Source organism: Flagellimonas alvinocaridis (genome assembly GCF_004916895.1).
In the GTDB taxonomy this organism is placed as follows: domain Bacteria; phylum Bacteroidota; class Bacteroidia; order Flavobacteriales; family Flavobacteriaceae; genus Flagellimonas; species Flagellimonas alvinocaridis.
Genome location: NZ_SNTZ01000001.1, coordinates 369,794 through 381,662, shown reverse-complemented (window position 1 = coordinate 381,662; position 11,869 = coordinate 369,794). Strand labels below are relative to the sequence as shown.

The window sequence follows — 11,869 nt, the reverse complement described above, 5'->3', positions numbered from 1 at the left end:
GCTCTGGCTTGGCACTATTAATCTTTTGAAAGTTCTGTAACTAGCATTTCAATATCTTGAGGATAAATTTGGCGAAGTAGTTCAACATAGTGATAATTATTATAAAATCCTTTTTTATAATCCATCATCGCTTTTTTAGCGTAGCCAAGTGCCTCTATATTTTTGCCCAGCTGTTGTAGGGTTTTTGCTTTGTAATATTTTGCATCAGCCGAATGCTTGAAATAATGTAGTATTTTATCAAAGTCTTCCAAAGCACTAACCATATTGCCGGATTCATAGTGTGCAATGCCCCTGTATAAAAAGGCTTCTAACTCAACCCAATCCTCCCCAGCGTCTTCTGTTTCTTTATGTATATGTTTATCCCAATATTTTATGGAATTTGAATGATCATTGAGACCCAAATAGGCAATTCCCCTCCAAAAATCTACACTGTGCCCTTGCGGATAGTCCAAATATTCGGTCAAAGAGTCTGATGCATTGAAATCCTCAATGGCCTTTTTATAGTCTCTATAGAAATAAAGGTATAAATATCCTCTCCATGGTACCCATGTTTCAGGGTCATACTGCACGGCTTTGTCCATTAAGGGTTTCCACTTTTGGGGCATACCACGTTTTAGATAGGCCACAGAGAGTTCTCGCCATGCTTCTGCATATGTGGGATCTACAGCCAATGCCTCTTCAATACGGGACATACTCTCTGGTGATCCTTGAAAAAGATTTGCTCCATCCTTGAAAATCTTTTCTGCTAATTTTCGACTTTCTGCCTGATTCACGTCATCACCAATATCATTGCAGGAAATAATTGCCGTAAATGTAAAAAATATGCTAAGGTAAGATTTCAGTAATCGTTCCATTTTCAATTCGATATGAGATGTACATATAATAATTTATTGGCTCGTCTTCTATAAGGAGAATATTCCAGTATCTGGGGTCTGACGTTAACTGTAACAATTGGGAGACCATATCCTCATCCAACTCTGTTTCTTGGAGCGTTAGGTCAGTCTGTATGATTTCAAACCAACCAGGATTTCCTTCGCAGTTTACCAGAAATCTAAAGTTCAGATAACCAGAGTCGTCATATCCTTTATTTTCATATTCCTTGAGAATATTCTTTCTGAAAAAACCTTTGTTTTTATTGTAAGCCCTATAAGAGGCCCCATTATAGACATAGTAGATTCTTTTCCCCCCACAAAGTTCATAGACATCATTAAGCAATGCGGTATTTTGACTGATATAACCAACATAATTTGAGTACTCATTTTTCTTCGGTGTTGGTGCGCAATTGTAACTATAATACAAATAACCAGAAACCACCAATGTAAATGCTGTAGCTACCAGACATAATCCAAATGTAGATTTGACCTGCTTTTTCATTTTCGAAGAAGGGAATAACGTTTATATACTTATATATCGATTCGAAATGACTGCGAGGTTGCAACAAACTCAATAAATCTACATATTTAATTTTAAATGCAGCTCTTTCAATTGCTCTTCGTCAATTTTGGCAGGAGCATCGATCATAACATCCCTGCCGCTATTGTTTTTTGGGAAAGCGATAAAGTCACGAATAGTTTCCTGTCCACCTAAAATGGCCACCAATCGGTCCAAACCAAATGCAATTCCACCATGGGGAGGGGCACCGTATTGGAAGGCATCCATTAAAAACCCGAACTGGGCCTTGGCCTCTTCTGGAGTAAATCCTAAGTGCTTGAACATGGTTGCCTGTACTTGTTTATCGTGGATACGGATAGATCCACCGCCAATTTCATTGCCGTTCAACACCAAATCATAGGCATTGGCCTTGACAGCTCCAGGATTGGTATCCAACAATTGCAATTGTCCGGGTTTTGGTGAAGTGAAGGGGTGGTGCATGGCGTGATAGGTTCCGGTTTCCTCATCCAATTCCAACAAAGGGAAGTCCACGACCCACAAGGGAGCAAACTCATCGGGTTTTCTTAGACCAAGTCTTTCGGCCAATTCCATTCTAAGGGCGCTGAGCTGTGCACGGGTTTCGTTGGTGTTCCCGGAAAGGACACAAATAAGATCGCCTGGTTTTGCACCAGTGACATCGGCCCATTGGGCCAAATCATCTTGATCATAAAATTTATCCACGGATGATTTGTAAGAACCATCCTCATTGCATTTTACATAGACCATGCCCTTGGCCCCTACTTGGGGTCGTTTAACCCAATCGATAAGGGCGTCTATTTCTTTTCGGGTGTATTCCGCCGCTCCCGGGACAGCGATGCCCACAACCAATTCGGCAGAGTTAAAAACATTAAAATCCTTATGTTGGGCCACAGCGTTCAGCTCCCCAAACCGCATTCCAAACCGGATATCAGGCTTGTCGTTGCCATACAGGCGCATGGCATCGTCAAAGGTCATTCTTGGAAATTCATCGATTTCCACTCCTTTGATTTCCTTGAGCAAATGTTTGGTAAGGCCTTCAAAGGTATTCAGGATATCCTCCTGTTCCACAAAGGCCATTTCGCAATCTATCTGGGTGAATTCGGGTTGTCTGTCTGCCCGTAGGTCTTCGTCCCTAAAGCATTTTACAATTTGAAAATACTTGTCCAATCCACCGACCATCAACAATTGCTTGAATGTCTGTGGGGACTGTGGCAGGGCGTAGAACTGACCCTCGTTCATTCGGCTAGGAACCAAAAAGTCGCGTGCCCCTTCAGGGGTGGACTTGATCAAATATGGGGTTTCCACGTCGATAAATCCTTGTTCTGAAAGGTATTTTCGGACCTCCATACTCACTTTATGCCTAAAAATAAGCTTGTTCTTTACCGGATTCCTTCGGATATCCAAGTAGCGGTATTTCATACGGATATCCTCTCCACCATCAGTTTCATCCTCAATGGTAAAGGGAGGCAAGAGGGACTTGTTGAGAATGGTAAGTTCCTTGACCAATACCTCGATTTCCCCAGTTGGGATATTTGGGTTTTTTGAGGCCCGTTCAATAACCTCTCCCTTGACCTGAATCACCGTTTCGCGACCCAATTCCCTGGCTTGTTCCAAAAGCTCTTTTGGGGTACGGTCTTCATCAAACACCAATTGTGTAATACCATAGCGGTCGCGGAGGTCTACCCAAACTACAAAGCCCTTGTCACGGAGCTTGTGCACCCAACCACTTAAAACTACTTCCGAACCGATATGCGATGCCCTTAATGCACCACAGGTATTACTTCTATACATAATGTCTGTTATGAGACGGCAAATTTAATAGGAATGCCAAAATTTATTGCTAGATATATGGATTTTCTCCTTGATGATGGGTACAGGATTTTGATAAAAGAGCTTTTGACCTCGATTCAATCATGGGCCAGCGTAAAGGTTTGATTCAAAAAGGGTGCTTTTTTTACCGATAAACGGGATAAAATGCAATTTTACAAAAAAGTTAACTATCTATATTCCAGTTAAATATGAATTTAATGTAAATTTATTGTTATGTAAATCTTTATTTAATGTAAAATTTAAATAAATTTATAGCGTTAGTACAAGTAGTTCAAGATTTTAAATCCCAATGTAGTATGAAGAAAGCAGTATTTTTAATGGCGCTGATGTTTTCGGTTTATATGTATCCGCAAGATACCCAACCGACTTTTGAGAAAGTGGGAAAAATGGTAAAAGCAACATATTTTCACGAAAACGGCGAAATAGCCCAGACCGGCTATTACCTAAACGGAAAATTACACGGTCAATGGTTGATGTACAACACGGAAGGCAAGAAAATGGCCTCAGGTACGTACATCGATGGAGAAAGAGCTGGTAAATGGTTCTTTTGGGAAGGCGATTTGTTACGGGAAGTAGATTTCAGTGACAATAGGATTGCCAGTGTAAAAAACTGGAATCAATCGGAAATTGTATCGATTGACAAGTAATGTAAAACGATTTAATTAAAAAGCCCCTGCCATTGGCAGGGGCTTTTTTTTGACCTTAGGCGGCCACATCCAACTGTTCCTTTTTCTTTTTCTCTCTTCTTATTTTGTTTTTCTGTATCCTTAACTTGAGTCTATATACCAATGTGAACAGGATGGGAACTACTATCAGTGTCAAGAATGTGGCCACAAAGAGACCATAAATCACAGTCCAGGCCAAGGGTCCCCAAAAAATTACGTTGTCCCCACCAAAATAAATATGTGGGTTAAACTCGCTCATCAGGGTAAAGAAATTGATGTTGAACCCGGTTGCCAAGGGAATCAAGCCCAAAATGGTGGTGATTGCCGTTAGCAGTACAGGGCGTAATCTTGCCTTACCTCCTTTGACCACAGCTTCTTTAAAGTCTTCGGGAGCCAAGAGATCTTCTTCATCCAAATCCAAGGCTACTTTCTTCCTGTCGATCAAGAGTTGGGTGTAATCCAAAAGTACCACACCGTTGTTCACCACAATTCCCGCCAATGAGATGATACCCATCATGGTCATCATGATCACAAAGGCACTACCTGTGGCCACGATACCTCCAAATACCCCGATCAAGCTCAAGAAAATGGCAAGCATGATGATACCAGGTTTGGAAACCGAGTTGAACTGGAAGATCAAAATGAAGAAAATCAGACCAAGACCGGTAAAGAAAGCACCCATCAAAAAGGCCATTTGCTTGTTCTGCTCCTCAATCTGACCAGTGTAATCAACCTTGATATCCGAAGGCAGGCCTTCAAAATCATTCATTTCTTCCTGTATCTTGCCTACGATGGCTCCAGCATCCGTGAAACCAGGAGCCAAGGCAGAATACACGGTAACCACACGTCTGGTGTCCCGGTGTTTGATGGCACTAAAACCAGTACTGTTCACCTGTTTGGCAACCGCTGATACGGGCACCTCTTTTATCTGTCCAGATGAAGGATCTCTAAATGTGATGCGTTGGTTAAAGATGGCACTGGTGTTGTATCTGTTTTCCTCATTGAAACGGACATAAATGTCGTAATCCTCACCATCCTCCTTGTAGATTCCAGCTTTGGCTCCAAAGATGGAGTTACGGAGCTGTTGTCCTACTTGTCCTGTGGCTACACCCAATTCGCCAGCCTTTTTTCGATCCACGGCAACCAACATGGAGGGTTTGGATTTGTTCACATCGATTTTGAGCTCATCAATACCAGGAATGTTCCTTGCATTGATAAAATTTCGCATCTGCTCTGCGGCAACGATCAATTCGGAATAATCATCCCCTTCCAATTCTATGTTGATGGGATATCCTGCCGGTGGACCAACAGCATCTTTCTCCACAGAAATGGCTACTCCCGGATACACATCTTTCAGGGCCTCCTGAACTTTTCTTAAAAGATCATTACTGTCAGCACCTTCCCTAAACTTATATTCCCGCATGGTAGCGGTAATTTTACCGCGGTGGGGCATCTCGGCAGCAGAACCTCCATCGGTTTGAGGGTTTCCTGCACCTTCACCCACTTGGGAAACCCCACTTTCCACCAAAAAATTGTAATCGCCATGAGTGTAGGCGTCTGCATTGACAATATCAAATACCCGTTGCTCAATGTCCTTGGTAATGGTATTGGTCTTTTTTATATCGGTTCCTTCCGGATACTCAATGTATACGATAATCTGGTTGGGGGTGTTGTCCGGGAAGAATTCCACTTTGGTCCTTTGGCTTCCCACGGAGGCCCCAAAGCCCATAAAAGCAATCAGAAGGAGAACAAAAGTCCCTATTGCAATAAAGATGGGTTTTCTACCTGATAAGGTGTAACGTAAAGTCCGCTCATAGAATCGTTCCCATCTAGGCAAAATCTTATTCTGGAACCCATTGGCCCAATTTCTCAAAAAGAGCCTATAGATCCAAAGCATGATTGCTGTCAGTACCATCAAAGATCCCAAAGCCCTGTAAGTACCTCCAAACAGAATGATCAAAAGTCCGATCACGGATATGATAGATGTAATACGGATAATCTGTTTGAGTGGCATTTCCTTGTCCTCTGTAGTCATGTACCGCGACACCAGTACGGAGTTGAAGAAGATGGCTACAAAGAGGGATGATCCCAATACCACGGATAGGGTAACGGGGAAATAAATCATAAACTGTCCCATAACCCCGGGCCATAATCCGAGGGGTACAAAGGCCGCCACGGTAGTTAATGTGGAAATGATAATGGGGAATGCGATTTCTCCAATCCCTTTTTTGGCCGCTTTAATACGAGACATACCTTCTTCGTCCATAAGGCGATATACGTTTTCCACAACCACAATACCGTTATCCACCAGCATACCCAATCCCATGATTAATCCAAAGAGGATCATGGTGTTCATGGTATAGCCCAAGGTGTTCAAAATCATTAGGGACATGAACATGGACATCGGGATGGCAAAACCAACGAACAAAGCATTTTTGAAGCCCAAGAAGAACATCAGAACGGTCACTACCAAGATGATACCGAAGATGATATTGTTCACCAAATCATCTACCTGACCAATGGTCTTGGAAGATTGATCATTGGCAATGGTCACTTTTAAATCCTGTGGGAATACATTTTTAACGGCGTCGTCCACGATTACTTGGATTTGCTCAGCTGCGGCCACCATGTTTTTTCCAGCACGTTTTTTAACGTCCAGCATCACTACCGGGGCACCATACTCGCGGGCATAGGTAGTCTTGTCCTCTTCCTTGAAGGTGACTTTGGCAATATCCCTTAGGTAAATGGGGTTGCCATTTTCAGACTTTACCACAAAATTTTCCAGTTCATTGGGTCGGTCTATCTCACCCACAATACGGATGGTCCTACGCTGCCCACTGGTAATGAGGTTGCCCGCCGAAGTGGTCATGTTCTCATTGCTGATGGTATTGATGATGTCGTTGAAGCTCACTTTGGCGGCCATCATTTTATAGATGTCTACGGCTACTTCCACTTCTTTTTCCTGGGCACCACGAATATCCACCTGTTTTATTTCAAGCAGACCTTCAATCTCGTCTTCAAGATACTCACCATATTCCTTGAGTTTGTCCACGGGATAATCACCCGAAATATTGATGTTGAGAATTGGGATTTCCTCAGACATGCTCAAATCGAACACATTGGGTTCTACCTTGGCACCGTTGAATGTAGGCCAATCTTCCCCCGCGGTCTTTGAATCCACTTCATCCTTCACTTTCTGAAGGGCACCTTCAACGGAAATGTTCTCATCAAACTCCACAATGATCATGGAATAATCTTCCTGTGAGGTTGAGGTGATTTCCACCACATTGCTTACGGTCTTCAACTCATCCTCAATAGGGTCCGTGATGAGTTTTTCAATGTCCTCTGCGGTATTTCCTGGATATAGGGAACTGATATAGATTTTGGTTTCCTTGATCTCCGGAAAGCTTTCCCTAGGCATACTGAAATAGGCCGATGCTCCAAGAAAAAGGATGACGGCTATCAGCACGTACATGGTCGTTTTATTATCGATAGCCCATGAGGACAGCCTAAATTCCTTATCTACGCTTTTCTTTTGTTTGCTCATAACTGGCTGGCTATATGTTGTTCTTAATTTTTACTTTTTGCCCTTCTTTTACACTACGGGCCCCTTCGTCTATGATGCCATCACCACTATTGATACCCGATAGTACCTCAACATAATCACCTTGCGTCTTACCCGTTTCAATGACCACTTTTTTGGCAACGGGGTCGGATGATATGGAATCGGCGTCCACCAAGAACACATATTGCTCCCCATCGGCATTTTCAGAGACAATACTTTGTGGGATGAGAATGGCATTCTCATTGGTGTAATCGTTGATCATTACTTTGGCGGTCAAGTTGGGCTTTACTTTCCCATCATGGCTTGGTACAGGGATTTCAGCGGTGAAAGACCTGTTGCTTGGGTTGATGAAATTCCCGGTCTGACGGATTTTAGTAACTACGCTATCTCCCAATACAGGGAAATACACCCGAACATCTTTTCCTGGGGTAACGTTGGGTAGGTGGCTTTCGGGCACTTCTACCTTAATGTACATGTTGGAAAGGTTGACGATTCGGAACACCTCTGAGCCTGGTCCGGGGCTTACCACGGTACCTTGATCTTTGATTACATCGTCTATGATGCCTGCAAAAGGAGCACGTATGGTAGACTTGCCCACTTGGCTTTCCAATTGCTTTACGGCACTTTGTTGTGCTTCGTAGGTGGTTTTGGCCTGCAAATATTGGATTTCGGAACCAATATTCTGCTCCCAAAGCCTTTTCTGGCGTTCAAAAGTGGTCCTGCTAAGTTCGGCTTGTGTCTTTGCCTGTGCCAATTGGCTGGAAAGTCCACCATCGTCAATGGAAGCCAACACCTGGCCCTTGGCTACTTTTTGTCCTTCCTTAACGTATACCCGGTAGAGTGTACCGGCCATTTCTGGATAGATAAGGACGTTCTGTTTGGTGGTCACATCACCTTGTAGTTCCAGATAATGGTCAAACTTCTCAGGTTTTACCTCAAAGGTGGTCACCAATGGAAGCTTGGCATTGTCATCCAATTGTGCAATGGCAGAATCCAAGGTCTTCAGCTCCATTTCCAAGGCCTTGTGCTGCTGCGAAATTTCTGTATGCTTGGCTCTGATGGCCTCAAGATTGTTACTTTCTATAACGCTCTCCACCGAGTTTTTGCTGCTGCCTCCACAAGACGCCAAAGATGCTGCTGTAAATGCTATATATATTGCTTTTTTCATGATGGTACGGTTTTCTCTTTTGTTTATTGATTTATGATGGTTTCCAGTTCGGTTTTCTTGTTGATCACGTTCACCATGGACTGCAAGTATTCCTGTTGACTGGTATATAATTGGGTTTGCGCCTGTCTTAGCTCAAAGCTGGTGGCCAAACCTTCTGAATATTTAATTTGGTTTTTGTTTTCAATACGTTCTGCCAATTCCAAGTTTTGTTTGGAGGTGCCATACTCCTCAATGGCAAGGATATAATTGCTTTTGGCATTTTCCAGTTGAAGTCGAATTTGTTCCTCAGCTTCGGTTTGTTGTGTTTTTGCCTTTTCCAACGCAATCTTGGCCCGTTGGGTACTGGCACTTCTTTTCAAAGAACTGAAAATGGGAATGTTGAGGTCCACGCCTAAGATGGAAGACTCGAACCAAGGTTGTCCACTGCTCAAGAAGTTGAATCGATCACTGAAGGAATTTCCACCATAGCTCACAAAGGCGTTTAAGGTGGGAAGAGCTCTGCTCTTGGCGAGTTTCAGCTCCAAAAAACGTTGTTCGCTAAGGTTGAGCGCCAATTTATAGTCTACATTGTTCTCTATATTGAACTCAGTATCCAATAAGCCCAAATCTATTTGCTGTTGGGTAAGGTCGTCCAAGCTCTCCGTCAATTCTGTAGGGGTTTCGATGGGCAGCCCCAAGACCAGGTTCAACATTTGTAGCGTTATGGTTTCCAATCGCTTGGCATTTTTCAATTGATTGTCGACAGATGAAAGGGTAATCTGCAATTGATCAACGCTTTCCTCATCGCCCAATCCATTCTCAAAAATCCGTTTGGTCTCGTAGAGATTTTTCTCCAGTGTGGCCTTATTGTTTTCCGAGATCAATACACTTTCCTTGGCCAAAAGTACATTGCCATAGGCTTCCACTACGGCCTTTATTACATCCAAATCCGTTTTTTCCTTATTGTTTTGGCTGTAATTCAAAAAGGTTTTGGTGGCTTGTACACCCACAATATAGGAGCCATCAAAGATTTGTTGCCGTAATGTGGCCGAAGCCGACATGGATTGTGGCTGGCCAAAAACTACTTCTTGAAAAGTTCCCGGCTCACCGCCAAAAAACTCGGCAGGTATCTGGGATACAGGCTGTATCAATTGGTTTTGATAGCTTACCGCTCCCGAAATTTGGGGTAGTCCGTCTGCTATGGTCTCCCATTTCTGCTTTTGGGCATCGTCCAAATCCCTAGTGGCATTAAGTGCACTGTAGTTATGCTCCAGAGCATATTGAATGGCCCCGTCCAGACTGAAATTTGGGATGGTATCCTGGGCAGACGAAAGCCATGGTGATATAAATAATAAAATGATTAAGGTTGTTCGCATTTATTCTTGGTTTGAATTGATGATTGAGTTTAAGATTTTTCGTCCTTTGGGGGTGACGATGCCCCTTAGATGGTATTCCAGATACTGGTCCAAAACGTCAGGTTTTGAAAAAGTCTGGGAGGGAAACAGATTTTCATCCTTTAAGCTCATGACCCCGGAAAAATAGATTCTAGATACAAATTCCACATTGAGGTTGCTCCTGTAGATTTCCATTTCCATCCCACGCTTCACATTTTCCAGCACACAACCGTGCATAGACTCGTATTGTTTTTCCTTTAAGGATACATGTATCTTGGGATAATATTTTTGCAATTGGTACAAGGGAGATGATTTCTCGTTCTTTAAATGGACCATGACAAATTTTTTGATCTCATAGAGTTCTTCAATGGGGTTTTTCTGCAAGCAAACAATGTCATCTATCCCACAAGTAATAAAATCGCACATGGTCATTGTAGTCGCTTCCACCAGCTCGTTTTTATTTCTGAAATGGGAGTAAATGGTTTTTTTGGATATCCCCATCTCGTTGGCCAAATCATCCATCGTTACACTCTTAAACCCCAGATTTATGAAAAGTTCCGTCGCCTTCTGTATAATCTTTTCCCTCATAATGGGGGCAAAAATAGGCATGGAAACTTTAAAAACAAAAAAAGTTTCCAAGGTTTTACATTTTTTTAACGAGTGCTTAATGATTGGTTTTTAATGGGACCAACCTACTATGTGTTGACGAAATAGGGTATCTCTTTTGGACTGAGTTGAGGATTTGGACCTTAAAGTCCAGAAAAAGGATTTGTAATGACGTTTGTAACGTTCTTGGATAAAGTTCTTTTTACTGGGTATCATGATTTTCGTTTTTGATTCGTTCCACATATGCTTTAAAAGCAGTTTCTCCCTCTTCTTTCCAGAACTGGTCATAGTGTTTCCATTTGTCAAAATCGCTTCGGAGCGAACCACATCTTTTTTTGGAGAAGCCATGTTTTTTCTTGCGGTGGGACTTTTTGCCTCCCTTATCGTCACCAAAACCAAAGCCGAAAATAAGTTTGGCGAGGACAAAGATGCCCAGGGCTTGCCAATAGGTTATGGTGGACAGTCCAAAAATTTCAGGCATCAACCAGTTCCATAACCACATCAACACATAATTGGCCAGCAATAGAAAAATGATGCCCAAAATGATCATTGCGATTACTTTTAGTACCTTTTTTACATAGTACTCCACTTTCTTTTCCACTCTTTTTTCAATGTCTTGTTTATACTCCATGACTATATGCTTTTAGATTCTTTAATTTTTTCCAGATTGTTCAACAATACGGACATGGCCCGGTGCCTTCTGGACATGAGTGTCCCCGTGGGAATGCCGGTTCTATCCGCTATTTCTTTGTAGGTATACCCTTCAAAGTCAATGGCTATGATGATATCGCGGTAAGCGGGCTTCAACTCCGCTACTGCTTTTTTTAACTCGTCTTCCAATTCAGGAGAATAGGAGTTGTCCGCATCCCCGTAAAAAGCCTCTGCAAAATCCTGCCACTGCCGATCAATTTCCTCGGTGGAATATGTATGTTCTTTTTTACCACGCATAATATCAATGATCCTATTGCGAATGGCGCTATAAACAAACCCTCCAATATTGTTGATGGGGTTCAGGTCATCTGCCCGGGAATAAATCCGTAAGGCCACATCCTGCACAATATCCTCGGCATCCCGTTCCGAAGTATTTCGGATTTTGGACTGCACATACATTCGCAATGATTGATATTCATCATTGAAAAAAGTATTTAGGTTGTTGCGGTTCTCAGTTTTGCCGGCCATTTAAAAAAACGGATTGCTTGCTTTGTCTGTAAAGACGAAGTATTTCAAATCTATTGCATTTTTTTCGGCATTT

General features: G+C 42.6%; 10 protein-coding genes. 1 reads left to right on the top strand and 9 read right to left on the bottom strand.

Annotation, left to right across the window (positions count from 1 at the left end; genetic code table 11):
• Window positions 1-17 precede the first annotated feature (17 nt).
• The 3 genes from EZV76_RS01690 to aspS form a co-directional block, all read right to left on the bottom strand.
• Entirely contained in the window at window positions 18-854 is an 837-nt protein-coding gene (locus tag EZV76_RS01690; protein WP_136565528.1) for a tetratricopeptide repeat protein, read from the bottom strand.
• On the bottom strand, window positions 826-1,374 hold the full coding sequence (locus EZV76_RS01685) for a hypothetical protein (protein ID WP_136564854.1): 549 nt from the start codon (window positions 1,372-1,374) through the stop codon (window positions 826-828). Before EZV76_RS01685 ends, EZV76_RS01690 begins: the two co-directional genes overlap by 29 nt.
• A gap of 78 nt (window positions 1,375-1,452) precedes the next feature.
• Complete coding sequence (gene aspS / locus EZV76_RS01680) at window positions 1,453-3,201, bottom strand: aspartate--tRNA ligase (protein WP_136564853.1); 1,749 nt, start codon at window positions 3,199-3,201, stop codon at window positions 1,453-1,455.
• Window positions 3,202-3,536: 335 nt separating this feature from the next.
• On the opposite strand from aspS, the gene EZV76_RS01675 reads away from it, so the two are divergent.
• On the top strand, window positions 3,537-3,887 hold the full coding sequence (locus EZV76_RS01675) for a toxin-antitoxin system YwqK family antitoxin (RefSeq protein ID WP_136564852.1): 351 nt from the start codon (window positions 3,537-3,539) through the stop codon (window positions 3,885-3,887).
• 55 nt (window positions 3,888-3,942) lie between these two features.
• Here the strand turns inward: EZV76_RS01675 and EZV76_RS01670 are convergent, their stop codons facing one another.
• The 6 genes from EZV76_RS01670 to EZV76_RS01645 all read right to left on the bottom strand — a co-directional run bounded on the left by EZV76_RS01670 (window position 3,943) and on the right by EZV76_RS01645 (window position 11,796).
• Window positions 3,943-7,452, bottom strand: a complete 3,510-nt coding sequence (locus EZV76_RS01670; protein ID WP_136564851.1) for an efflux RND transporter permease subunit — start codon at window positions 7,450-7,452, stop codon at window positions 3,943-3,945.
• A gap of 10 nt (window positions 7,453-7,462) precedes the next feature.
• On the bottom strand, window positions 7,463-8,638 hold the full coding sequence (locus tag EZV76_RS01665; protein WP_136564850.1) for an efflux RND transporter periplasmic adaptor subunit: 1,176 nt from the start codon (window positions 8,636-8,638) through the stop codon (window positions 7,463-7,465).
• Window positions 8,639-8,661: 23 nt separating this feature from the next.
• Window positions 8,662-9,993 carry a TolC family protein gene (locus EZV76_RS01660; protein WP_136564849.1) on the bottom strand — a complete coding sequence of 444 codons (1,332 nt, stop codon included), beginning with the start codon at window positions 9,991-9,993 and terminating at the stop codon, window positions 8,662-8,664.
• The gene (locus EZV76_RS01655; RefSeq protein ID WP_136565527.1) at window positions 9,994-10,599 is read right to left on the bottom strand and encodes a TetR/AcrR family transcriptional regulator; all 606 of its coding nucleotides are present in this window, start codon (window positions 10,597-10,599) and stop codon (window positions 9,994-9,996) included.
• A gap of 220 nt (window positions 10,600-10,819) precedes the next feature.
• Window positions 10,820-11,248: a hypothetical protein gene (locus EZV76_RS01650; protein ID WP_136564848.1), complete on the bottom strand. Its 429-nt coding sequence runs from the start codon at window positions 11,246-11,248 to the stop codon at window positions 10,820-10,822.
• 2 nt (window positions 11,249-11,250) lie between these two features.
• The gene (locus tag EZV76_RS01645; protein WP_136564847.1) at window positions 11,251-11,796 is read right to left on the bottom strand and encodes an RNA polymerase sigma factor; all 546 of its coding nucleotides are present in this window, start codon (window positions 11,794-11,796) and stop codon (window positions 11,251-11,253) included.
• Window positions 11,797-11,869: the final 73 nt, after the last annotated feature.

Coding starts and splice junctions, on each gene's coding strand:
- EZV76_RS01690 (WP_136565528.1), bottom strand. CDS start 854: ATGGAACGATTACTGAAATCTTACCTTAGCATATTTTTTACATTTACG.
- EZV76_RS01685 (WP_136564854.1), bottom strand. CDS start 1,374: ATGAAAAAGCAGGTCAAATCTACATTTGGATTATGTCTGGTAGCTACA.
- aspS (WP_136564853.1), bottom strand. CDS start 3,201: ATGTATAGAAGTAATACCTGTGGTGCATTAAGGGCATCGCATATCGGT.
- EZV76_RS01675 (WP_136564852.1), top strand. CDS start 3,537: ATGAAGAAAGCAGTATTTTTAATGGCGCTGATGTTTTCGGTTTATATG.
- EZV76_RS01670 (WP_136564851.1), bottom strand. CDS start 7,452: ATGAGCAAACAAAAGAAAAGCGTAGATAAGGAATTTAGGCTGTCCTCA.
- EZV76_RS01665 (WP_136564850.1), bottom strand. CDS start 8,638: ATGAAAAAAGCAATATATATAGCATTTACAGCAGCATCTTTGGCGTCT.
- EZV76_RS01660 (WP_136564849.1), bottom strand. CDS start 9,993: ATGCGAACAACCTTAATCATTTTATTATTTATATCACCATGGCTTTCG.
- EZV76_RS01655 (WP_136565527.1), bottom strand. CDS start 10,599: ATGAGGGAAAAGATTATACAGAAGGCGACGGAACTTTTCATAAATCTG.
- EZV76_RS01650 (WP_136564848.1), bottom strand. CDS start 11,248: ATGGAGTATAAACAAGACATTGAAAAAAGAGTGGAAAAGAAAGTGGAG.
- EZV76_RS01645 (WP_136564847.1), bottom strand. CDS start 11,796: ATGGCCGGCAAAACTGAGAACCGCAACAACCTAAATACTTTTTTCAAT.